The 23,213-nt window shown below is 68.9% G+C and carries 22 protein-coding genes and 1 tRNA gene; 14 read left to right on the top strand and 9 right to left on the bottom strand.

The genetic code is table 11. The features are described from left to right. Positions 1-287: 287 nt before the first annotated feature. The 3 genes from nrdE to nrdH form a co-directional block, all read right to left on the bottom strand. Entirely contained in the window at positions 288-2,429 is a 2,142-nt protein-coding gene (gene nrdE / locus TBIF_RS14160) for a class 1b ribonucleoside-diphosphate reductase subunit alpha (RefSeq protein WP_235174762.1), read from the bottom strand. After that, a complete protein-coding gene (gene nrdI / locus TBIF_RS14165) occupies positions 2,405-2,884 on the bottom strand; it encodes a class Ib ribonucleoside-diphosphate reductase assembly flavoprotein NrdI (RefSeq protein ID WP_024795443.1) in 480 nt (159 codons plus the stop codon). Before nrdI ends, nrdE begins: the two co-directional genes overlap by 25 nt. Before the next feature lie 71 nt (positions 2,885-2,955). Next, positions 2,956-3,189: a glutaredoxin-like protein NrdH gene (gene nrdH / locus TBIF_RS14170; RefSeq protein ID WP_024795444.1), complete on the bottom strand. Its 234-nt coding sequence runs from the start codon at positions 3,187-3,189 to the stop codon at positions 2,956-2,958. 522 nt (positions 3,190-3,711) lie between these two features. Here nrdH and TBIF_RS14175 point away from each other — a divergent pair. After that, positions 3,712-4,557: an alpha/beta hydrolase gene (locus TBIF_RS14175; RefSeq protein ID WP_024795445.1), complete on the top strand. Its 846-nt coding sequence runs from the start codon at positions 3,712-3,714 to the stop codon at positions 4,555-4,557. A gap of 17 nt (positions 4,558-4,574) precedes the next feature. Here the strand turns inward: TBIF_RS14175 and TBIF_RS14180 are convergent, their stop codons facing one another. Continuing rightward, positions 4,575-5,132 carry a nucleosidase gene (locus TBIF_RS14180; protein ID WP_024795446.1) on the bottom strand — a complete coding sequence of 186 codons (558 nt, stop codon included), beginning with the start codon at positions 5,130-5,132 and terminating at the stop codon, positions 4,575-4,577. A 44-nt stretch (positions 5,133-5,176) separates the two neighbouring features. Between TBIF_RS14180 and nadE the strand changes: the two genes are divergently transcribed. Further along, positions 5,177-6,031: an NAD(+) synthase gene (gene nadE / locus TBIF_RS14185; RefSeq protein ID WP_024795447.1), complete on the top strand. Its 855-nt coding sequence runs from the start codon at positions 5,177-5,179 to the stop codon at positions 6,029-6,031. A gap of 102 nt (positions 6,032-6,133) precedes the next feature. Here nadE and TBIF_RS23665 read toward each other — a convergent pair whose 3' ends face one another. Next, a complete protein-coding gene (locus tag TBIF_RS23665) occupies positions 6,134-7,000 on the bottom strand; it encodes a LysR family transcriptional regulator (RefSeq protein ID WP_038171223.1) in 867 nt (288 codons plus the stop codon). A gap of 101 nt (positions 7,001-7,101) precedes the next feature. Here TBIF_RS23665 and TBIF_RS14195 point away from each other — a divergent pair, with 101 nt between their 5' ends. After that, entirely contained in the window at positions 7,102-8,448 is a 1,347-nt protein-coding gene (locus TBIF_RS14195) for an NAD(P)/FAD-dependent oxidoreductase (RefSeq protein ID WP_084611712.1), read from the top strand. A 74-nt stretch (positions 8,449-8,522) separates the two neighbouring features. Here the strand turns inward: TBIF_RS14195 and TBIF_RS14200 are convergent, their stop codons facing one another. After that, positions 8,523-9,584: a hypothetical protein gene (locus TBIF_RS14200; RefSeq protein WP_200182715.1), complete on the bottom strand. Its 1,062-nt coding sequence runs from the start codon at positions 9,582-9,584 to the stop codon at positions 8,523-8,525. Positions 9,585-9,757: 173 nt separating this feature from the next. Between TBIF_RS14200 and TBIF_RS14205 the strand changes: the two genes are divergently transcribed. Together TBIF_RS14205 and TBIF_RS23670 are read left to right on the top strand one after the other, a co-directional pair. Then, entirely contained in the window at positions 9,758-10,318 is a 561-nt protein-coding gene (locus TBIF_RS14205) for a TetR/AcrR family transcriptional regulator (RefSeq protein ID WP_024795450.1), read from the top strand. Positions 10,319-10,374: 56 nt separating this feature from the next. Continuing rightward, positions 10,375-11,088, top strand: coding sequence for a Clp protease N-terminal domain-containing protein (locus TBIF_RS23670; RefSeq protein ID WP_038171226.1), 714 nt, complete (start codon positions 10,375-10,377; stop codon positions 11,086-11,088). A gap of 29 nt (positions 11,089-11,117) precedes the next feature. Here the strand turns inward: TBIF_RS23670 and TBIF_RS14215 are convergent, their stop codons facing one another. Further along, positions 11,118-12,536 (bottom strand): bifunctional phosphatase PAP2/diacylglycerol kinase family protein, encoded by a 1,419-nt coding sequence (locus TBIF_RS14215; RefSeq protein ID WP_024795451.1) that lies wholly within the window; start codon positions 12,534-12,536, stop codon positions 11,118-11,120. A gap of 159 nt (positions 12,537-12,695) precedes the next feature. Here TBIF_RS14215 and TBIF_RS25420 point away from each other — a divergent pair, with 159 nt between their 5' ends. The 9 genes from TBIF_RS25420 to TBIF_RS25435 all read left to right on the top strand — a co-directional run bounded on the left by TBIF_RS25420 (position 12,696) and on the right by TBIF_RS25435 (position 21,757). Beyond that, positions 12,696-12,785 (top strand): potassium-transporting ATPase subunit F, encoded by a 90-nt coding sequence (locus TBIF_RS25420; protein WP_148302276.1) that lies wholly within the window; start codon positions 12,696-12,698, stop codon positions 12,783-12,785. Next, positions 12,785-14,443, top strand: a complete 1,659-nt coding sequence (gene kdpA, locus TBIF_RS14225) for a potassium-transporting ATPase subunit KdpA (RefSeq protein WP_024795452.1) — start codon at positions 12,785-12,787, stop codon at positions 14,441-14,443. The genes TBIF_RS25420 and kdpA overlap by 1 nt, the downstream gene beginning before the upstream one ends. Continuing rightward, positions 14,440-16,437: a potassium-transporting ATPase subunit KdpB gene (kdpB, locus tag TBIF_RS14230; RefSeq protein ID WP_038171229.1), complete on the top strand. Its 1,998-nt coding sequence runs from the start codon at positions 14,440-14,442 to the stop codon at positions 16,435-16,437. Before kdpA ends, kdpB begins: the two co-directional genes overlap by 4 nt. Positions 16,438-16,442: 5 nt before the next feature. Further along, a complete protein-coding gene (gene kdpC / locus TBIF_RS14235; RefSeq protein ID WP_038171305.1) occupies positions 16,443-17,033 on the top strand; it encodes a potassium-transporting ATPase subunit KdpC in 591 nt (196 codons plus the stop codon). A 5-nt stretch (positions 17,034-17,038) separates the two neighbouring features. Continuing rightward, positions 17,039-19,525 (top strand): DUF4118 domain-containing protein, encoded by a 2,487-nt coding sequence (locus TBIF_RS14240; RefSeq protein ID WP_024795455.1) that lies wholly within the window; start codon positions 17,039-17,041, stop codon positions 19,523-19,525. Then, a complete protein-coding gene (locus TBIF_RS14245; protein WP_024795456.1) occupies positions 19,522-20,196 on the top strand; it encodes a response regulator in 675 nt (224 codons plus the stop codon). Before TBIF_RS14240 ends, TBIF_RS14245 begins: the two co-directional genes overlap by 4 nt. A gap of 293 nt (positions 20,197-20,489) precedes the next feature. Beyond that, a complete protein-coding gene (locus tag TBIF_RS25425; protein WP_158506348.1) occupies positions 20,490-20,987 on the top strand; it encodes an FAD-binding protein in 498 nt (165 codons plus the stop codon). After that, complete coding sequence (locus tag TBIF_RS25430) at positions 20,915-21,511, top strand: FAD-binding oxidoreductase (RefSeq protein WP_051461554.1); 597 nt, start codon at positions 20,915-20,917, stop codon at positions 21,509-21,511. The genes TBIF_RS25425 and TBIF_RS25430 overlap by 73 nt, the downstream gene beginning before the upstream one ends. Before the next feature lie 33 nt (positions 21,512-21,544). Continuing rightward, complete coding sequence (locus tag TBIF_RS25435; RefSeq protein ID WP_051461555.1) at positions 21,545-21,757, top strand: BBE domain-containing protein; 213 nt, start codon at positions 21,545-21,547, stop codon at positions 21,755-21,757. A gap of 32 nt (positions 21,758-21,789) precedes the next feature. On the opposite strand, the gene TBIF_RS14255 is transcribed toward TBIF_RS25435, so the two are convergent. Together TBIF_RS14255 and TBIF_RS14260 are read right to left on the bottom strand one after the other, a co-directional pair. Then, a complete protein-coding gene (locus tag TBIF_RS14255; protein ID WP_158506349.1) occupies positions 21,790-23,061 on the bottom strand; it encodes an MFS transporter in 1,272 nt (423 codons plus the stop codon). Positions 23,062-23,132: 71 nt separating this feature from the next. Then, a tRNA-Ala gene (locus TBIF_RS14260) sits at positions 23,133-23,205 on the bottom strand. Between the last annotated feature and the right edge of the window lie 8 nt (positions 23,206-23,213).

Here is a 23,213-nt window from a genome sequence, read left to right on the forward strand (position 1 = left end):
ATCCCACAGACCCATTTGGACCCTCGCGCCGCGACCACGCGCTGGAACCAGACGTTTCCACACGCCGAAGCTCAGTTGAGCCAGCACGACATCGCCTCCCGCCGCAGCCAGATACGTCTCGCGGCGCGCATCAGCCAAAGCGTCGAAGATGCCGATCTTGCCCTCCCCCTGGCAGCGGACTACCCTGAGTTACACAACGGTGGACAAGGACCGCCGAGTTTCTATCGCAGCACCCCCGGACCTCGTGTCCGGGGGTGCTGTCGTCTCAGCTTGTCCATCCCCCAGTCCTACAGCATGCAGGAGACGCAGCCCTCAACCTCGGTGCCCTCGAGCGCCATCTGGCGGACGCGGATGTAGTAGAGCGTCTTGATGCCCTTGCGCCAGGCGTAGATCTGCGCGCGGTTCACGTCGCGCGTGGTGGCGGTGTCCTTGAAGAACAGCGTCAGCGACAGTCCCTGGTCCACGTGCTGGGTGGCCGCGGCGTAGGTGTCGATGATCTTCTCGAAGCCGATCTCGTACGCGTCCTGGTAGTACTCCAAGTTGTCGTTCGTCAGGTACGGCGCCGGGTAGTAGACGCGCCCGATTTTGCCTTCCTTGCGGATCTCGATGCGCGACGCCACCGGGTGGATCGAGCTGGTCGAGTTGTTGATGTAAGAGATCGAGCCCGTCGGCGGCACGGCCTGCAGGTTCTGGTTGTAGATGCCGTGCTCCTGCACGGAGGCCTTCAGCACGCCCCAGTCCTCCTGCGTGGGGATCTCGATGCCCGCGCCCGCGAAGAGCCCACGCACCTTGTCCGTCGCCGGCTCCCACACCTGGTCGGTGTACTTGTCGAAGAACTCGCCGCTGGCGTACTTCGAATCCGGGAAGCCCGCGAAGTGGCTGCCGCGCTCGATGGAGATCTGGTTCGAGGCCTGCAGCGCGTGGAAGAGCACGGTGTAGAAGTAGATGTTGGTGAAGTCCACGCCCTCCTCGGAGCCGTAGTGGATCTCCTCGCGCGCCAGGTAGCCGTGCAGGTTCATCTGGCCCAGGCCGATGGCATGCGACTCGCTGTTGCCGCGCTCGATCGAGGGCACCGAGTTGATGTGAGTCTGGTCGGAGACCGCGGTCAGGCCGCGGATCGAGACGGCGATCGTCTTGCCGAAGTCCGGCGAGTCCATGGCCTTCGCGATGTTCAGCGAGCCCAGGTTGCAGGAGATGTCCTTGCCGACCTCGTCGTAGCTCAGGTCCTCGTTGTAGGTCGAGGGGGTGGAGACCTGGAGGATCTCCGAGCACAGGTTGGAGTGCGTGACCTTGCCGGCGATCGGGTTCGCGCGGTTCACGGTGTCCTCGTACATGATGTACGGGTAGCCGGACTCGAACTGCAGCTCGGCGAGGGTCTGGAAGAACTCGCGCGCCTTGACCTTGGTCTTGTGGATGCGCTTGTCGTCGACCATCTCGTAGTACTTCTCGGACACGTTGATGTCCGCGAAGGGCTTGCCGTAGACGCGCTCCACGTCATACGGCGAGAACAGGTACATGTCGTCGTTCTTCTTCGCCAGCTCGAACGTGATGTCCGGGATGACGACGCCCAGCGAGAGCGTCTTGATGCGGATCTTCTCGTCCGCGTTCTCGCGCTTGGTGTCGAGGAAGCGGTAGATGTCCGGGTGGTGCGCGTTCAGGTAGACCGCGCCGGCGCCCTGTCGCGCGCCGAGCTGGTTCGCGTAGGAGAACGAGTCCTCGAGGAGCTTCATGATGGGGATGACGCCGGAGGACTGGTTCTCGATCTTCTTGATCGGCGCGCCGGTCTCACGGATGTTGCTCAGCAGCAGGGCGACGCCGCCGCCGCGCTTGGACAGCTGCAGCGCGGAGTTGATGGAGCGTCCGATGGACTCCATGTTGTCCTCGATGCGCAGCAGGAAGCAGGACACGGGCTCGCCGCGCTGCATCTTGCCGGCATTGAGGAAGGTGGGGGTCGCGGGCTGGAAGCGGCCGTCGATGATCTCGTCGACCAGCTCCAGGGCCAGCTTCTCGTCGCCGTCAGCCAGGCTCAGCGCCACCATGCACACGCGGTCCTCGAAGCGCTCGAGGTAGCGCTTGCCGTCGAACGTCTTGAGCGTGTACGACGTGTAGTACTTGAACGCGCCCAGGAACGTCGGGAAGCGGAACTTCTTCCCGTAGGCGTGGTCGATGAGCTCCTTGATGAAGGCCCGGGAGTACTTGTCCAGCACTGCGGGATCGTAGTAGTGCTTCTCCACGAGGTAGTCGAGCTTCTCGTCGAGGTTGTGGAAGAAGACGGTGTTCTGGTTGACGTGCTGCAGGAAGTACTGACGCGCCGCAGCCTTGTCCTTCTCGAACTGAATGTTGCCGTCGGCGTCATACAAGTTCAGCATGGCGTTGAGCGCGTGGTAATCAAGCTCGCTGTCCGTCACATCGACGTCGAGACTCTCGATGCGGGTTCCGGTTGCCTCGTCTGTGATGGTCGGTGCCACTGTTCCCTCTCCCAAAATTCTTCGAGACCCTCGCGCACGCGCAAGATGTCCTCAGTTGTTCCCATTAATTCGAATCGATATAGGTACGGGACCTGGCATTTCTGTGCGATCACGTCACCCGCAGCGCAAAAAGATTCCCCGAAATTCGTGTTGCCCGCCGCGATGACGCCCCGCATCAACCCCCGATTGAGGGGGTTGTTCAGGAACTTGATGACCTGCTTGGGGACGTATCGCGTATCCCGGCCCGTCGCCGTGGTGCCGCCGCCGTAGGTCGGCAGGATCAAGACGTACGGGGACTGCACTGTGAACTCGCCGCGCGGGTCATGCAACGGGATCCGCGCCGCGGGGATCTCGAGTCGCTGGACAAACCGGTGTGTGTTCTCCGAGACACTGGAGAAATAAACCACAGACACCATCTGATGCTCCACGACGAGATGCTTCCGGTCCCGGCACTCCGGGCTGGTAATGCGGGGGCGAGTACTGCTGTCTACGCGGCCTGGGTGGCCAGCGACTTGATGCGATCGGGGCGGTAGCCCGACCAGTGCGAGTCACCGACGACCACGACGGGAGCCTGCAGGTAGCCCAGCGCCATCACGTAGTCACGGGCGTCCGCGTCCTCGCTGATATCGATCAGCTCGTACTCCAGGCCGGCCTTGTCGAGAGCCTTGTAGGTCGCGTTGCACTGGACGCAGGCGGGCTTGGTGTAGACGGTGATGCTCATATTTGTCAGGGCCTCTCTAAGTTTCTGCACCTACCCGGTGTGGGGTTGGCCTGCGCCAACTTCTCGACCGTTTCTGCCTTAAGTTCTGGGGCTTCCGAGGCCCTCACGGACCACTGTCGCACCCCTCTCGAGACCGCCGATCTGCCCTCTCCGGGCTATCGACCACCGGGGCGATCCGGCTTGTCTCGACCTCTGCGACCGTATGGCCGCTGCACGTTGTAGACACTACACCTAGTGGTGCGCTTTGCAAGAGTTACCACAATTTGTGAGTTACACACATGATATTCCCTGGTCGCCCCATCGTGAGGTGGCTTGCGACACCCCCGTTCAACAGTTTGACTTTGGCTGTTTCACATGAGTGGCGGAACCCGCCCCGGCGTGTCGCGCGGCGCCGTCCGGCGTGTCGCCCTGGCGCGCCTCGCGGCAGCTCCCCGAACTCGCCCCGAACGCGGGTTTTTGGGGCTAGATTGGCCGGGCACGCTCGACCCGCCGGGGCGAGGCATTAGCTAAGGGGATCTGACGATGGTCGCGCCCGCGCAACACACCGACGGACAGCTCGCAGGGATCGACGGGACGACGCTCTACTGGCAGACCTGGACGCCGGCCGCGCCGCGCGGCCTCGTCGTGCTGGTGCACGGGATGGGCGAGCACAGCTCCCGCTACGGCCATGTCGCCGAGGCGCTGACCGCGAAGGGCTTCGCCGTCCACGCGCACGATCACCGCGGGCACGGCCGCTCCGGCGGCAAGCGCAGCTTCATCGACCGGATGGACAACCTCGTCGCGGATATCGGCATCGCCTTCGACCACGGCCGCGCCGCCGTCCCCGACGGACCCGTGGTCATGCTCGGGCACAGCATGGGCGGGCTCTCCTCCGCCCTGTGGGCCGAGGACAACCGGGCCAAGCTCGACGCCCTCGCCCTCAGCGGCCCCCTGGCAGCCCTGGACGCCGCGAACCCCGTCACACGGATCGCCGCCAAGGTGCTGTCCGCGGCCGTGCCGTCGCTGCCCCTGATCGCGGTGGACGCGAGCGCCCTGAGCCACGACCCCCAGGTGGGGGCCGACTACCGTGCGGACCCCCTGATCTTCGCCGGCAAGCTGCCCGCCCGCACTGTCGGCGAGCTGGCGGCGGGCGTGGCGAAGGTGCAGGCCAACGCCTCCAAACTGACGATGCCCCTGCTGGTCCAGCATGGCGAGCTGGACACCCTCGCGCCCCCGGCCGGCTCGCTGGAACTGTTCGAGAAGGCCGCGTCCACGGACAAGAAGCGCATCGTCTACCCCGGGATGTACCACGAGATCTTCAATGAGGTGGACCGGGCGCAGGTGCTCGGGGACCTGACCGACTGGCTGGAGCAGCACTTCCCAGCCTGACCCGACCCAGGGACTGCTCAGCCCAGGTACTCCTCGAGCCACCCGCCCAGCACGCGGGCGCTGTGGTCGACGCGCTCGGGCCATTCCATCGCGGAGGCGTCGGCGTCGTCGCTCACGTGCTTGACCAGCAAGCACACCGCCCCGAGCGCCGCGCAGGCCCGGGCGATCGCGAAGCCCTCCATGTCCACCAGGTGGGAGTGCTCGGCCAGCGCGTCGCGCACCGCGGGATCGGTGACGAAGTGGTCGCCGGTGGCCAGCGCGGTGCCGTCGCCGCCGGGTAGCTCAAGGACGTCGCGCACCGGGTAGCCCAGCGAGCGCAGGACGTCTGCGCTGATGTCGTGGTTGCGCACCACGGACGGCACGTAGAGGCCGGTGAGCTCGGGCCGCAGCGCGCCCGCCGTGCCGATATTCACCACGGTCGGCGGCCGCGGCCCGCCGTGGCGCAGCACTGCGGCGGCGACAGCCACAGCAGCGTCGACCTTGCCGATCCCGCAAATCACGGTCTCAACTCCGGCCGGCACATGGGCGGCCTCCGATGCGGTCGCGGAGACCACCAACAGGTCTGCTCGGTTCACTTGCGATATCTCCAGGTCTGAGTGTGGACGTTAAGGTTCACCCTATGGCTTCGCTGCAATCACAGATCATCCAAGAACTCGGCGTGCGACCTGAGATCGACCCCGCCGCCGAGATCGCCGCACGCGTCCAATTCCTCAAGGACTATCTGCGCTCGACGCCTGCGACGGGCTTCGTGCTGGGCATCAGCGGTGGCCAGGACAGCACCCTCGCGGGCCGGCTGTGCCAGCTGGCGGTGACGCAGCTGCGCGCGGAGGGCATGCACGACGCGCGCTTCATCGCCGTGCGACTGCCCCACTGCGTGCAGGCCGACGAGGACGACGCACAGCTGGCCCTGGCGTTCATCGACGCGGACGAGGTCACCGTCGTCGATATCGAGCCCGCCACCTCGGCCGTCGCCACCGACACCGCGGCCGGGATCGCGCACCTGACAGAGGGCCCCGACGCGGGCCAGGCGCAGCTGCGAGACTTCGTGCGCGGCAATATCAAGGCGCGGGTCCGGATGGTCACGCAGTACGCGATGGCGGGGCAGCTCGGCCTGCTGGTGGTCGGCACCGACCACGCGGCTGAGGCCGTCACCGGCTTCTACACCAAGTTCGGGGACGGCGCGGCGGACCTGACGCCGCTGACCGGGCTCACCAAACGCCAGGGTGCGGCGATGCTGAGCGAGCTCGGCGCACCGGAGCGCACCTGGCTGAAGGTGCCGACGGCCGATCTTGAAGAGGAGCGCCCCGCGCTGCCCGACGAGGTCGCGCTCGGCGTCGGCTACACCGACATCGACGACTACCTGGAGGGCAGGACGGTCCCCGACGCCGCCGCCAAGCGCATCGAGCACCTGCACCGGATCAGCCGGCATAAGCGCGCGATGCCCGCGAACCCCCACGACCAATGGTGGCGCTGACTCCCACTCAGGCCCCAGCTCCGCCGAACATGCAGAACTGCAGGCGCCTCCCGGCGTGTCGCCTGCAGTTGCGCATGTTCGGGGGCCGAAGCGCAGCACGGACTACGGCCGCAGCGCGGTGAGCAGGTCCTGCAGCCCCGGCCCGGGCTCCATCCCCGTGCGTAGCACCGCGCGGACCGGCACCCGGAGCCGGTCGCGCGCCTCGGACAGCACGCGCACCCCGGCCGGCGGCATGCCGATCGCGGACTCCGGGTAGAGCACGGTCCAGGCGCGCGGGTGCGTGATGACCTCGAGCGGCGCGGTGTGGTCCGCGGGGATCGCCGGGCCCAGCAGGGCCTTGCGGCCGATCTCCCGGAACGCACCCTCGATGACCTGGTGGATGAGCACCTGCTGGTGGCGCGGCGGCAGCAGCAGTGGGAACTCGGCGAGCTCCCCCAGGTCGACGCGGTCCCGGGTGGCGAGAGGGTGTCGCCGCGATAGCAGGATCAGCAGGTCCTGGTTGCCCAGGTCCACCGTCTCCACCCCCGGCCGATCGACCTCCCCGCGGATCAGGGCGAGGTCCGCGTCGCCGGAGACGACGGCATCCATCCGGTCGGCGAAATCCTTGATGACGAACTCGATGTCCAAGTTGGGGTGCTGCTCCCGGACGGTGGCGATCGCATCGAGGCTCTGCGCCGCGAAGCTCATGTTCGCGGTGACGCGGATGCGGTTGCGCGGCTCGCGGCCCACCGCGAGGGCTTTGGCCTCGAGGGCGAGGACCTCGGCGGCGATCGGCATCAGCCGCTCCCCCGCCGGGGTCAGAGACACCACGCGGGTAGAGCGTTCGAACAGCGACGCCCCCAGCTCGCGCTCGAGCTTGCTGATCTGGTGGCTGATCGCGGACTGCGAGATGTAGCAGCGCTCCGCCGCGCGGGAGAAACTCGACATCTCACCGACCGCGAGGAAATACCGTAGCTGACGAAACTCCATGCCACACACGATACGCGTTATATATGAGCGATCAAGATAAGAGTCCATCGTTATCACCAGGTTGCTGGCTAAACCCAGCCGCCGGTACCAGACTAGAGCTCATGAGAAACACGAACGTTGAACGGACCCAGGTGGTCATCGTGGGCTCGGGCTTCGGAGCCCTCGCCGCGGCCAAGAAGCTCGCCAAGGCCGGGACCCCCTTCGTTCTCATCTCCCAGACCACCGAGCACCTCTTCCAGCCGCTGCTCTACCAGGTGGCCACCGGCGTCATCTCCGCCGGCGAGATCGCCCCGCCGATCCGCACGATCCTGGCCAAGCACCCCAATGCCGACGTGCGCCTGGGACGCGTGGTCGATGTGGACCCGGATGAGAACGTGCTGACCTATGAGGCTGGCGGCGAGCGCCTCCGCATCGGCTACGACTCGCTGATCGCCGCCACCGGCGCCCGCCAGGCCTACTTCGGCCGCGACGAGTTCGCCGAGTTCACCTACGCGCTCAAGACGGTCGACGACGCGGAGTCGCTGCGCCAGCAGATCCTCCGCTGCTTCGAGGAGGCGCACACCACCACCGACCCCGAGCACCGCCGCAACCTGCTGACCTTCCTGGTCATCGGCGCCGGCGCGACGGGCGTCGAGCTCGCCGGCCAGATCAAGGAGCTGGCTCAGCGCTACTTCGCGGCCTCTCTCGACGACCTCGGCCCCGACGATGTCACCGTCACCCTCATCGAGGGCGCGAACGAGGCGCTGCCCGCATTCGGCGGCAAGCTCAGCGAGTACACGCTGCGCTCGCTCGAGAAGGGCGGCGTGGACGTGGTGCTGGGCACCTTCGTCACCGAGATCGACGGCCACGGCGCGGAACTCAAGGACGCCGCCACCGCCGAGACGCGGCGCGTGACGGCGGAGACCATCATCTGGTCTGCGGGCGTGCAGGCCAACGACTTCGCCGGCATCCTCGCCGAGCGCACCGGCTGCGAGACCGACCGCGCCGGCCGCCTGCTCGTGAACCCCGACCTGACCGTGGGCGCGCGGGCCGACATCTACGCCGTCGGCGACATGACCTCGCTCAACGGGCTACCCGGCCAGTCGCCCGTCGCCATGCAGGGCGGCCGCCACGTGGCGCGAATCGTCCTCGGCAAGCATGACGCCGGCACGCCCTTCAAGTACCGCGACAAGGGCTCGATGGCGATTATCAACCGCTTCCGCGCCATCACCCGCGTCGGCAAGATCGAGCTGACCGGCTTCATCGCCTGGGTCACGTGGCTCGCCGTGCACCTGGCGTACATGGTGGGCTTCCGCAACCGCTACGTCGCTGTGATGTCCTGGTGCGGCTCGTTCCTCGGCACCAACCGCGCGCACTTCTACTACGCGCAGACCCTCACCGAGGCCCCCGCGAACGCCATGGCGGACAGCGAAGCCGAGCAGAAGCCGCCCGTCCGCATCGCCTCCTAGCCACAACACAAGACGTTGTCCGGATAGAGCGGCTGCTCTATCCGGACAACGTCTTGTGGTCTCCGGTCCGCTGGCTATCTCGCCGCGACCAGCTCACCGGGCTGCTCCGCCGCCGCAGTCACACGCCGACGGCCCCGCTGATCGAGCGCCAGGAGGAGCAGCGCGCCGACCACGATCCAGCCGCCGAGGATCAGCAGGCCTGTGCCCAGTCCCGAGCCGCCGAAGAAGATCACCGAGCGCATGGACTGCATCGCTCCGGAGCCAACCCAGAAACTGTGCATGCCGTTCCAGAATCCAGGCAGGAACGACGCCGGAATGGCGCCGCCCGCGCTGGGGAAGTTCAAGAAGATCGCGAACGTCATGATCAGGAAGATGGCGGACTGCCCGGCAAGCTTGTTGAGCCCGAGGGAGACGAGCCCGACGGCGAAGGTGTACGCCATGCCGATCAGGAGCAGCGCCACGAGCCCCGCGGCCGACGCGCCGTAGGCACCCACGAAAATCGACGAGACCGCGTAGGCCAACAGGGGCAACCCGGCCGACATCGCGCCGAGGATGCCCACCTGGCGGCGCAGCGTCATCCCGACCGCCACCTGGGAGAGGACCATGACGGTGATGTAGCCGCCGATGGTGCACACGATCATGAAGTAGAACAGCCCCATGCCGGTGGAGTCGCCGGCACCGAGCGGGGCGGCGTCCTGCACGGTCACAGTGGTGCCGAGCCCGTCTGCCAGGGGCTGCGCCACGTGCTCGACGGCCTGGGCCACCGTGATGCCGCCCCCGGAGGCAATGTGCGCGGTGACGGTTGGGCCGAGCTCGATCACGCCGGCCACCCGCTGTGCGCCGAGGTCCTCGAGTGCCCCCGCGCGGTCGGTGGTGGCGGTGATCTCGAACGCGCCGGGCGAGGACTGGGCGATCTGGTCCGCGATCATCGACGTCTGCTGCGCCGGTCCGACGAGCGCGAGCTGCACGTTGTGCGGGACCGGGTTATGGAAGGCGCTGACGTAGCAGAGCGCGAACATGACCACGAAGAACACCGGGAAGGCCATCCCCTTGGCGATCATTGCGAGCGGGATGGCCCGCGCCGGGGCCGCGGCCGTCAACTCCTCGAGGTCATTGGTTCCGTGCTGTTCGGCCATGTGCTCCACCCTTCGTCGGCAATCATTGTCAACATTGTTGATTTCGACAGTCAACAGTGTTGACAAACCACTGTCAACGTCGTTGACGGTGACGGTCAACACTGTTGACACAGCAGGGCCGGTGGCGTTGGCTAGGCACGAGAAGATCCCGTTCAGACACACGAGGAGCGCCGATGACCACAGCCGGTTCGCAGCACCACAGGGACGCGGTGCAGGAGGCGGCCGCAGAGTTGTTCTCCGAGCAGGGCTTCGCCGCGACGGGGGTGCGGGAGATCGCGGGCCGCGCCGGCGTCGACCCCGCCCTGGTGATCCGCTATTTCGGCTCCAAGGAGAAGCTGTTCTTGCGCACCATGACGATGTCGAGCGCCTTCGCCGACGCAATGCAGGGCCCGATGGCCCACCTCGGCGAGTCGCTGGTCGCGGTCGTGATCCGCAAGACCCTCCCCCCGCCCGCCCCCATGGCCACCGGCGTCTTCGTGGCACTGCTGCGCGCCTCTGACCGCCCAACCGTGCAGGAGCACCTGCGCGAGTCGGTGGACGAGATGATCGTCGCCCTCCTCGCGCCGCGGCTGCAGGGCCCCGACGCGGAACTCCGCTCCCGGCTGGTGTCCGCCCAGATCACCGGGCTGATGGCGGCGCTATTCGCGATCGAGGACCCAGGGCTGCTGGCCGCGCCGCAGGAGCTGATCGCGCGACACTACGGGCGCGCGATCCAGACGCTGCTGGACAACTAGCCTTCATCGTCAACCGTGGGTTGACGATCTACCAGTCGTCAACCTATCGTTGACGCATGACCCCACAGCAGCCCGCGCACCCCATCCGCCTCGACGACCTCATCGACGCCATCAGGAGAGTCCAGTCCGAGCCGCTCGACCAACTCTCCGACGCCGTGATCGCCGCCGCCCACCTGGGCGAGGTGTCCGACCACCTCATTGGCCATTTCGTGGACCAGGCCCGACGCGCCGGCGCGTCGTGGACCGAGATCGGCACGAGCATGGGCGTGAGCAAGCAGGCCGCGCAGAAGCGCTTCGTCCCCAAGGGCTCCCCGTCGACCCTGGATCCGAACGAGGGCTTCGCCCGCTTCACCGAGCGCACCAAGAACGTGGTGGTGCGCTCGATGGACGAGGCCCGCGCCGCCGGCAACGCCGAGATCGGTGCCACGCACCTGGTCCTCGGCCTGCTGACAGAGCCGGAATCCCTCGCCGCGCTCGCCATCACGGCGCAGTCCGTCACCCTCGATCAGGTGCGCGCCGCGGCGACGGCGGCGCTGCCTGCGAAAGCGGAGTCCGTCCCGGACCTCATCCCCTATGACGCGGGTGCCCGGAAGGTCCTCGAGATGACCTTCCGGGAGGCACTTCGCCTGGGCCACAACTACGTCGGCACCGAGCACCTGCTCCTCGCCCTGCTCGAGCAAGAGCAGGGCGAGGGCCCACTGAACACGGTCGGGATCACGAAGGCAGCCGCCGAGAAGACCATCCTCGAAGTCCTCGCCTCGCTGGATTGATCGATCCGTGTCTCCCACGAGATGGCGAATCATCGGTAGAGACTAAGCGCGGCGGGTCGGCTCGCGAACCGGAAGTCGCGCCCGCGGCCGGTCACCTCCCCGTCCACTGCGAGCGGAATCGGGTCGCCATGCAGTTCAGCCGTGACGGCATCGACATTCTGGTGCATGTATGCCGCCGAGCTCGCCAAGGTCCCGGTGCTTGCAGACCACAACAGCCGGACACGCGACCAGCGCCGGTCCGCGCGCAGGCACCGGACGTCGAGGGTGCTCTCGTTCACCGCCGGTCGGGACAGCGGAACTTGGTCCGACGGCGCGTACCGGCCGTTGCCGACGAACAGCATCCAGATCGACATCGACCGGCCGTCCAACGACAACGGGATCGGCTCCGCCGTCGCCAACACCCGGACCATAGCGACGGCGGCGGCCGGCCACTTGCCAAGTCGCGATTCCCATCGTTCTCGGAGCCGGACCATCTCGGGATACCCGCCCAGGCTCGCAACATTGACGAAGGCCTCCGCAGGTTTCCCGTCGCACTGCACCGCGCCGACATCAACCCGGACCGCACGTCCCGCCGCCACCGCATCGCGCGTGGCGGCGATGTCCTCCACGGAGACGTCGCGCGCGAAGTGGTTCAGCGTGCCGCCGGGGAATACCGCCAATGCGAGATCGTGCCGAAGCGCGGCCTCCACCGCGGTCACAACTGTGCCGTCGCCGCCGCACACCCCGAGCGCGCGGGGCGCCCTGCGTTCGACGGCGGCGTCGAGTTGCGCGCCGACGTCACCGTCCACGTCGGCGAGGATGATGGTGGCTGCCGGCAGCAGATCCCGCAAGCGGATGCTGGGGTCCTCGTCGCCGGAGCCCGCCCCTGGGTTGACCAAGATCAGCATGCCGCTGCCATCCGGCAGGGCCGGCGCGGATATGGCGGGGCCGAGAGCGGCGGACTCGTCCGCACGGACCGCCCACCAGCGCCGGGTGCCAACTGCGACCGCCGCTCCGATCGCAGCTCCAGCCAGCACATCCGACGGCCAGTGCACGCCGATGTGGACTCGCGAGTACGCGACCGCAGCGCCGATCGGGGCGACGAGCGCCCCGGCAGCAGGCGACTCCAGGCTCATTCCGGTGACGAAGGCGGCCGCCGAGGCTGCGTGCCCCGACGGGAACGACGACGACGCGGGAACCCGCCGCGGCCGCCGGCCCAGCGCAATGAGCTCCTGCGACGGGCGAGGACGTGGGAGCACGGGCTTGAGCAACGCGTTGGTCAGTGCGCTGGCCCCGGCAAGGGACAGCACACCGCGAACGCCTGCGCGCCGGGTGCGTCCACCCACCGCATACGCGGCGGCCCCGACCGCGAACCACAATAGACCGTGGTCGGCCGCGCGGCTGGCGGCGCGTAATCCGCTGTCGACCCACGTCCTCGACCCGACATTGATCGCTTCCTGATTCGTCACAGCTCCACGCTAGACGGTGTGGTTCAGGCCGGGGTCTATCTGCGTACAAATCGCGCGCGTGAAGTTCAAGAATCCATGCCCGTCAAGAAGTGGTCAACAACCGCTAAGAACCCGTAAAGGTCGCGGCCGCCGCCGGTCCGCAGGACTTGAATCGCCTACATGAGCTTATTGAGCGTGTTCCTGCTTATCGCGGTGGCCGCCCTCGCGGCATACCTGCTGGCGGCCCTGGTCCTCCCGGAGAAATTCTGATGTCCGCCGGCTGGGCCGCGGCGGTGACCGTCCTGGTGCTGGTGATCGCGCTAGCGGCCGTCTATGCGCCGCTGGGCGACTATATGGCGCGGGTGCTGAACTCCCCCAAGCACTCCCGTGTGGAGCGCGGCATCTACCGGGTCTGCGGCATCGACCCCGACGCCGAGCAGAGCCCCCGCGCCTACACGTTCAGTGTGCTGGCGTTCAGCGCCGTCGGCATCGCCGTGCTCGTGGCCATCCTCATGCTGCAGCAACACCTGCCGAATTCACGGGAGCTGCCCGGGATGCCCGCGCCGATGGCGGTCAACACCGCGGTCTCCTTTGTCACCAACACGAACTGGCAGTCGTACGCCGGCGAGTCCACCCTCGGGTTCACCGCGCAGATGGCCGGCCTGGCGGTGCAGAACTTTCTGTCCGCGGCCGTCGGCATCGCGGTGGCCGTCGCCCTGATCCGCGGCTTCGTCCGCGTGCGGAGCGGCGAGCTCGGCAACTTCTGGGTGGACCTCACCCGCGCGACGCTGCGAATCCTGTTGCCCCTCGCCGTGATCGGGGCACTGGTGCTGCTGGCCAGCGGCGTGGTGCAGAACTTCGCCGATGTCACGGTGAACACCCTCGGCGGCGGCAGCCAGATGATTCCAGGCGGGCCCGTCGCCAGCCAGGAGGCCATCAAGGTGCTGGGCACCAATGGTGGCGGCCTCTTCAATGCCAACTCGGCGCACCCGCTGGAGAACCCGAACGCGTTCAGCAATTTCTTCCAGATCTTCCTCATCCTGCTGATCCCGATCTGCCTCACCCGAACCCTCGGCACGATGCTGCACAACCGCCGCCAGGGCCTGGCCCTGCTGGGCGCGATGGTCACGCTGCTGACGGGCTCCCTGGCCGTCACCGCCTGGGCCGAGATGGGCGGGCGCTCGCTCGCGGCGCAGGCGGCCGGCGGTGCCATGGAGGGCAAGGAGGTCCGGTTCGGGGAGTTCGGCTCTGCGCTGTTCGCCACCGCCACGACCAACACCTCGACGGGGGCGGTCAATGCCGCCCACGATTCGCTGACCCCCACGGGCGGCGGCGCGACGATCGTCAACATGATGCTGGGCGAGGTGTCGCCGGGCGGCGTCGGCTCGGGGCTCTACGGCATCCTGATCGCCGCCATCGTCGCGGTGTTCATCGCCGGGCTGCTGGTGGGCCGCACCCCGGAGCTGCTCGGCAAGAAGATCGGGACCCGCGAGATGACCTTCGTCGCGCTGTACACCCTGGCCACGCCGGCCGTGGTGCTCGTCGGGATCGGCTCGTCGATCGCGCTGCCCGCCACCCCCGCCGCGATGGGCAACCCGGGCTCCCCCGGATTCAGCGAGGTGGTCTACGCGTTCACCTCCGCCGCCAACAACAACGGCAGCGCGTTCGGCGGGCTCACCGTGACCTCCCCGTACTTCCAGTACGCCCTGGCCGCGGCCATGCTGCTGGGTCGGCTGCTGCCGATAGCGCTCGTCCTGGCGCTGGCCGGCTCGCTCGCCAAACAGGGCAAGGTGCCCGTCACCGCCGGCACCCTCCCCACCCACACCCCCCTGTTCGCGGGGCTCGTGGTCGGCGTGATCTTGCTGATCACCGGCCTCACGTACTTCCCCACACTCGCCCTCGGACCCATCGCGGAGGCCCTGAAATGATGAGAATGATTGCGACGCAACTGCCCTCAGCGCTGCGCAAGCTAGACCCGCGGCACCTATGGCGCAGCCCGGTGATGTTCATCGTGTGGATCGGCTCGGTAGCGACCACGGTCGCGGCCATCGCCGACCCGGGTGTGTTCACCATCTCGCTGACCAGCTGGCTGTCGCTCACAGTGATTTTCGGGAACCTCGCAGAGGCCGTCGCCGAGGGCCGCGGCAAGGCGCAGGCCGCGTCGCTGCGCGCGGCGCGCTCTATCGCCATGGCCCGGGTGCTCGGCGACGACGGCGGCGAGACCCTCGAGCCGGGCACCCAACTCAAGGTGGGCGACCGGGTGATCGTCTCCGCCGGCGAGGTCATCCCGGGTGACGGGGACGTGGTCGAGGGCGTCGCCTCCGTGGACGAGGCCGCCATCACCGGCGAGTCCGCGCCCGTGATCCGCGAGGCCGGCGGGGACCGCTGTTCCGTCACCGGCGGCACCCGGGTCCTCTCGGACGAGATCGTCGTGAAGATCACCTCCGCCCCCGGAGAGACGTTCCTAGACAAGATGATCGCGCTCGTCGAGGGCGCGTCCCGGCGCAAGACCCCGAACGAGGTCGCGCTCTCGATCCTCCTCGCCGCGTTGACGCTGGTGTTCCTCATGGCCGTCGCGACCCTCGCCCCGATGGCCGTCTACGCCGGCGCCCCACAGCGGGTCGTGGTGCTCATCGCGCTGCTGGTGTGCCTGATCCCCACCACGATCGGCGCACTGCTCTCGGCCATCGGCATCGCGGGCATGGACCGCCTGGTGCGGGTGAACGTGCTCGCCATGTCCGGGCGCGCGGTCGAGGCCGCCGGTGATGTGTCGACCCTGCTGCTGGACAAGACCGGGACCATCACCTTGGGCAACCGGGAGGCGTCGCGGCTGATCCCGCTGGACGGGGTGAGCGCCGAAGAGTTGCGCACGGCCGCACGGCTTTCCAGCCTGGCAGACCAGACCCCGGAGGGCCGTTCAATCGTCGCGCTGGCGCAGGCTTCCGGAGGCGCCGACGAGGCTGAGCCCGCTGGCGCGGAGTACCTCGAGTTCACGGCGCAGACGCGCATGTCGGGGGTCGACCTCGAGGACGGCGCCCAGATCCGCAAGGGCGCGGGCTCGGCCGTCGAGTCCTGGCTAGGCAGTCCCGGCGCCAGCCCCCAGCTGGCACGCACCATCGAGGGCATCGCGCGCGACGGCGGCACCCCGCTGGTGGTCGCCGAGAAGACCGCCACGCGCGCCCGGGCGCTCGGCGTGATCCACCTCAAGGACGTGGTCAAACCCGGTATGGCGGAACGCTTCGCGCAGATGCGGGCGATGGGGATCCGCACGGTGATGGTCACCGGGGACAACGCGCTCACCGCCAAGTCCATCGCCGCGGAGGCCGGGGTGGACGACTTCCTCGCCGAGGCCACCCCCGAGGACAAGCTCACCCTCATCCGCCAGGAACAGGCGGGTGGGCGCCTCGTCGCGATGACCGGGGATGGCACCAACGACGCGCCCGCGCTGGCCGCCGCCGACGTCGGGGTGGCCATGAACACGGGCACCTCCGCCGCGAAGGAGGCCGGGAACATGGTGGACCTGGACTCGGACCCCACCAAGCTGATCGACATCGTGGAGATCGGCAAGCAACTGCTGATCACCCGCGGCGCCCTGACCACGTTCTCCATCGCCAACGACATCGCCAAGTACTTCGCGATCATCCCCGCGATGTTCATGGTCGCCTATCCCCCGCTGTCGACGCTGAACATCATGCGCCTATCCAGCCCGGAGTCCGCGATCCTGTCCGCCGTGATCTTCAACGCGCTCATCATCATCGCGCTGATCCCCCTGGCCCTGCGCGGGGTGAAGTTCCGGGCAGCGTCCGCGGCGGCGGTGCTGCGGCGCAACCTCCTAGTCTTCGGAGTCGGCGGCGTGATCGCGCCATTCCTGGGCATCAAGCTCATCGACCTTCTCGTCTCCACCCTTCCCGGAATCAGGTGAATCTCGTGCGCACACTCCATGACCTCGGCCGCCAGTCCCTCGCGGGGCTGCGCGTGCTCGCGGTGCTCACCATAATCCTGGGGGTGCTGTTCCCCCTGGCGATCTGGGGCGCGAGCTTCGCGTTCCACGATCGCGCGACCGGACAGCTTATCCGCGTGGACGGGCAGGTGGTCGGCTCCGCGCTGATCGCCCAGCCGTCCCCCTCGGGGATCAGCTGGTTCCAGCCGCGGCCATCCGCCGTCGACTACGATGGGCTCGGCTCCGGGGCCAGCAACCTCGGCCCGTCCAACCCGGAGTTGATCGCCCAGATCGACCAGCGTCGGACAGCCATCGCCGCGCAGGACGGGGTGTCGCCGGAGCAGGTCCCGGCGGACGCGCTGACCGCCTCCGCGTCGGGCCTGGACCCCGACATCTCCCCCGCCTACGCGCAGATCCAGGTGGCGCGGGTGGCCGCGGCGAACAACCTGCCGACCCAGACCGTGGCGGATCTGGTCGCGGCGCACACGGCGGGGCGCATGTTCGGGCTCCTCGGCGAGCCGACGGTCAACGTGCTCACGCTCAATATCGCCGTGCAGGCTGCGGCGGGGGCACACTAGTAGCCATGCAGAGAGGCCGGTTACGCGTCTACCTCGGCGCCGCGCCCGGCGTGGGGAAGACCTTCGCGATGCTCGACGAGGGCCACCGTCGGCTCGGCCGCGGCGCGGACGTGGTGATCGGCCTCGTCGAGACGCACGGGCGGCCTCACACCGCGGAGCTGATCGACGGCCTCGAAGTCGTCCCGCGCAGGCCAGTCCCCTACCGCGGCAACACATACCAGGAGCTGGACCTGGCCGCGGTGCTGGCGCGGGACCCCGACGTGGCGCTCATCGACGAGCTCGCCCACAGCAACATCGGGGACCTGACGCACGCAAAGCGCTGGCAGGACATCGAGGACCTCCTCGACGCCGGCATCGACGTCATCACCACCGTGAACATCCAGCACATCGAGTCGCTCACCGACGTCGCGGAGGCCATCACCGGCGTGCGGCAGCAGGAGACGGTGCCGGAGAGGATCGTGCGCGCGGCCGACGCCATCGAGCTGGTGGACATGAGCCCGCAGGCCCTGCGCCGCCGCATGGCCCACGGCAACATCTACTCGGGTGAGAAGGCCGATGCCGCTCTGGCGCAGTACTTCCGGGAGGGCAACCTGACGGCGCTGCGGGAGCTCGCGCTGCTGTGGCTGGCCGACCGGGTCGACGAGGGTCTCGAGCACTACCGCAGGCTGCAAGGCATCGATGCGACGTGGGCGGCACGTGAGCGCATCGTCGTCGCCATCACCGGCGGCCCCGAGTCCGCCGCCCTGATGCGGCGCGCGGTCCGGATCTCCTCGCGCGCGTCCGGCGGGGTCTGGATGGCGCTGTACGTGGCTCGCCGGGACGGCCTCGCCGGCGTCTCCCCCGGCCAGCTCCACCAATTGCGCACGCTCGCAGAGGAATTGGGCGGATCCTTTCACACGGTCGTCGGCGACGAGACTGCCGCCGCAGTCCTCGACTTCGCCCGCGCCGAGGACGCCACCCAGGTCCTCATCGGCGCCAGCCGCCGCGGGCGCGCCGCCTCGGCGCTGCGCCCCGGCATCGGAGAGCTGCTCATCGCCCAATCCGGCGACATCGATATCCACATCGTCACCCACAAGTACGCGGGCCGACGCGCCCGCCTGCCCCGCCGTGCCAACCTGCTCGGCCGGCGCCGGCTCATCGCCGGCTACGCCTGCGGGGTCCTCGCGCCCATCGCTGTCAGCGCGCTGCTCTGGGCGATCGACGCGGAGCAGGGCCTGCCCACCGATTCGATGGCGCTGATGGCCGTCGTCGTCGGGGTGGCGCTGATCGGCGGCCTGATCCCGGCCGTCCTGGCCGCTTTGCTCAGCGGGGTACTTCTGAACCTCCTGTTCGCGCCGCCCATCTGGACCCTCGACATCGCGAACTCGAGCAGCGCCGTGGCCATCGCGCTGTTTGTCGGAGTCGCCGTCGCGGTGGCCACCGTTGTCGACCACGCTGCTGGGGAGACCGCACGCGCCCGCAAGGCCCGCGCCGAGGCCGACGCGCTGACCGTCCTCTCGCACGGGCTGCTGCACGCCGGGGGCAGCCTCGACCAGCTGCTCTCGGGCGCCTGCGAGATGTTCGCGGCTAGCGGCGCGGCGATCGTGCGCACGGACGGCGAGGTGCTTGCCAGCCACGGCCATCCGCCCGCCCCGCCCCGGCTGGCCGACACCACCGCAGCCGTCGACGCGGACACCACGCTGATCCTGCGCGGACCTGCCCTTGACGCCTCCGACCGCCGACTGCTCAACGCGTACGCGATCCACGCCGCGGTGCTCGCCGACCGCCACCGCGCCGGCCTCGCCGACATCGAGCGCGCGCGCTTGGCGGAGACCGACCGCACGCGCACCGCCCTGCTCGCCGCCGTCTCGCATGATCTCCGCTCGCCGCTGGCCGCCGTCAAGGCCGCCGCCAGCAGCCTTCGCAACACGGAGATCACCTGGTCCCCCGCGGACGAGGCGGAGCTGCTGGCCACCGTCGAGGACTCCGCCGACCGGCTGGGCGCGCTGATCGCGAACCTCCTAGATATGAGCCGCATCCAGCTCGGCGCGGTGACCCCCAGCCTGGCCGACCTGGGCCTGGGCTCCGCCATCCGCTGGACCTTGTCCGCGATCCCCGGCGCCGAGCGCATCGCCGTGCGCGTGGCCGACGAGCGCCTCACCGTGCGCGCCAACGCCGGACTCCTGGACCGGGTGCTGGCGAACCTGTGCGAGAACGCGCTGGGCCACACCCCCGCGGACACCCCCATCGCGATCGACGCCGTCCACGTCGGCCACCGCGTCCAGGTCCGGGTGATCGACCACGGTCCGGGCATCGCGGAGGCCCAGCACGCGGCCCTGTTCGTCCCGTTCCAGCGCCTCGGGGATGTGCCCGCGGGCGACGGGGTGGGCCTCGGCCTGGCCGTCGCGCGCGGCCTCACGGAGGCGATGGGCGGCAGCCTCACCGCGGAGGACACTCCTGGCGGCGGGCTGACCTTGATTCTGGAGCTCGCGGCGGGAAAGGTGGCGCTATGACCTTCGTGCTGGTGGTCGATGACGACCCGGCAATTCTGCGCACCCTCGCCATCAACCTGCGGGCCCGAGACTACGACGTCGAGACCGCTTCGGACGGGCGCTCGGCCCTGCAGATTGTCGATGAGCGGATGCCCGACGTGATCCTGCTCGACCTCGGCCTGCCGGACCTGGACGGCATCACCATCCTGCGCCGACTCCGCGTGTCCAGCGCCGTGCCCGTGATCGTGCTGTCCGCGCGTGCCGAGTCCGACGACAAGGTGGAGGCCCTGGACCTCGGTGCGAACGACTACGTCACCAAGCCCTTCGGCATGGACGAGTTGCTGGCCCGGGTCCGTGCCGCCACCCGCGCCGGCGCGCCCCCGTCCCGCGAGGTGCTCGAGGTGGACGGGCTGAGCCTGGACTTCGCCGATGCGCGGGCCAGCCGCGACGGCGTCGACATCCACCTGACCCCCACCGAGTGGCGCATCGTCGAGACCCTCGCGTGTCGCCGCGGGACCCTGGTGCGCAAGCGCGAGCTGCTGCACGAGGTGTGGGGCCCGTCGTATGACAGCGAGACGAACTACCTGCGCGTGCACATGGCGAGCATCCGCCGCAAGCTCGAGGCCGACCCCGGCCATCCCCGCATCTTCATCACCGAGACGGGGCTGGGCTACCGGATGCGGCCGGGCTGATGAGCTGACGCCGTCGCGTTCTCCACCGTGAGCACAACTCCCGGTGTCTGCATGAATCCCAGGGCGGAGCAGTCGGGCCAGCCTGGCCCGGCGTGTGCGAGGACCTCCTCGAAGACCGCATCGTCCCGGTAGAAAACCTTGACTTACTGCACTCAGGGGCAAGAATTGCACTCAACTCCACGGCAGGGACCACACGCCCCCACGACGCATCTTTGGGCGAGGCTGGAGCAAAAACATCAAGCGCCCCCGAGGAAGCTGATTCAGCTCGACCGGAGAGGCCCGATATCATGACCATGACCACCGAGTTTGACGAGGAGAGTCTGAGCGGACGCCTGCTCTGGCCCGGCGACGCCGGTTTCGAGGACGCCTGCAACGGCTTCAACCGCACGTCCGCCCACCTGCCGGCACTGGTCGTGATGGCCCGCTCCGCCGCGGACGTCGCGGCGGCGGTTCGATCCGCCCACCGGGCTGGCCTGCAGGTGCAGGTCCACGGGACCGGGCACGGCATGGGAGTGCCATCCGACGGCGGGGTCCTGGTCGACACCGCCGAGATGCGGGCGGTGTCGATCGACCCGCAACGCCGCACGGCGACCGTCGCTGCGGGAGCACTGTGGAGCGACGTCATCGGCGCGGCGTCCCCCACGGCCTCGCCCCGCTCAACGGCTCGTCGGGCACTGTCGGCCTCGTCGGCTACACCCTCGGCGGCGGCATGGGGCCGATGGGCCGCACCTTCGGCTTCGCCGCCGATCACGTGCGTGCCATCCAGCTCGTCGACGCGCACGGCGGCATAGTGGATGTCGACGCCGAGACCGAGCCGGAGTTGTTCTGGGCCCTGCGCGGCGGAAAGTGCTCCGTCGGCATCGTCACCGAGATCGAGTTCAACTTGATGGCGCTCTCGGACATCTACGCCGGCGGGGTCTTCTTCCCCGGTGCCGACGCGCCCGCGGTCCTGCACGCCTATCGCGGCTGGGCGCCGACCCTGCCCGAGTCCACGACCACCTCCATCGCGCTGCTCCGGCTGCCCGATATCGAGGCCGTGCCGCCGCCGTTGCGCGGGCGGCTGTCGGTGCACCTGCGCTATGTGCACGTGGGGGACGACGACGGGGGTGCCGCGCTGCTCGCCCCGATGCGCGCCGTCTGCCCGCCGATAGTGGACCTCGTCGGCCGCATCCCCTACGCCGCCATCGACTCCGTGCCCAGGATCCGACCGACCCGATGCCCGCGTGGGACGGGGGCATCCTGCTCCGCGAGCTCACCGCCGACACTATCGACGCCCTGCTCGCCACCGCTGGCCCGGGGGTGGACGTGCCCCTGATCATCGCCGAGATTCGGCCCCTACCCGCCGCCGTTGCGCGACGCCGTCGATGCCGCGGGCGCCGCCGTGTTGGACGCGATGGCCCCGTGGTCGGCGGGCGGGGTGCTCATCAATTTCCTGGGCCGCGCGTCGGAGCCGGACAACGTGCGGCTCGTCTGGCCGCAACCGATCCTCGAGCGCCTGCAGGCCGTCAAGCGTGCTTGGGATCCCGAGCGCCGCTTCCGCTTCGGCTACGAGATGGACTAGCCCCGACGACGAAGGCCGCGGTTGCCTGCTGTTTAGGACTGCTGAGCAGGACCGCCGTCGTAGGCTCTGCGCGCCCAGAACAGTGTCGGGATCAGCAATAGCGAGATCGCCCCGCCGGCCAGGGATAGCGTCGCGTAGCTCGTGCCCGCCATCAGCACCCCGGACAGCACGCCCCCGCCCGCGCCGCTGATCGCGATCAACACGTCGATGGAGCCCTGGGTGCGGGCGCGATTGGCGGGGACAGTGCCGTCGACCACTAGGGCCGTGCCGGCGATCAAGCCGAAGTTCCAGCCGAGGCCCAACAGCCCGAGCGCCAGGATCAGCAGGCCCAGCGAGTCCATCGGGGCGAACGCCGCGGTGAGTCCGGCCAGCAGCAGCGTGCCGGCCGCGGCCACCGTCATGGGAATCCGGCCGACCCGGTCCACCAGCGCGCCGGTGAGGAGCGAGGGCAGGTACATCGCGCCGACGTGGATGCCGATCACCAGGCCCACCTCACCGAGCCCATAACCGTGCGCGCGCATGTGCACCGGAGTCATCGTCATGATGGCGACCATCGCGATCTGCGTGAGCACCATGGCCGTCGCGCCGATCAGCACGCCCGAGCCCAGCGGTGCCGCAGGTCCCACCGCCGGCGTCCCATCCTTCGCAGCTGCCCGCACCGCCACTTGTTGTGCCACGAGGAACGGATCCGGGCGCAGCAGCGCGAACAGGATGCCACCTGCCGCCAGATAGGCGACGCCGGCCAGCAGGAACGGCCCCGCAAGCGGCGGGATCCCCAGGCCCTCCGCGAAGCGCCCCATCGGCTGCACGAGGTTGGGCCCGGCCACCGCACCGATAGTGGTCGCGACCAGCGCGATGCTGACCGCGGTTCCACGCCGCGCGGGCGATGCCAGGTCCGCCCCCGCATAGCGGGCCTGCAGATTCGACGCGGTTCCCGCGCCGTAGACGAACAACGAGGCGAACAGCAGTGGGATGTTGTCGGCGACGGCCGCGAGCACCACGCCCGCCGCGCCGATGCCGCCGGCGGCAAATCCCAGGCCGAGGCCGCGGCGGCGACCAGCGGTCTGGGTGATGCGGCCGATCAGGAAGGCGGCCAGCGCGGAGCCGAGCGTGAACAGCGCGACGGGGAGCCCCGAGAGGCTGTCGTCGCCGAGCATGTCCTGGGCCAGCAGCGCGCCGACCGTGATGCCCGCCGCCAGCCCGGCCCCGCCGAGCACCTGGCTGGCCACGACCACGGCCAGAGTCCGCCGCTGCAGGTCCGCGAGGGCGTCGGCCCTTGGGTTCGGAAGCGCGGCCGCGGCCATAGGACTCCTCATATCAAGACAAAAAACCGCCTCACCAGGGTGTAGACCTTGGTGAGGCGGTTCTCTGTGGGTGGAGCTAAGGGGATTCGAACCCCTGACCCCCACACTGCCAGTGTGGTGCGCTACCAGCTGCGCCATAGCCCCGTATGCAA

The sequence above is a fragment of the Tomitella biformata AHU 1821 genome, from assembly GCF_000524475.1.
Taxonomy (GTDB): domain Bacteria; phylum Actinomycetota; class Actinomycetes; order Mycobacteriales; family Mycobacteriaceae; genus Tomitella; species Tomitella biformata.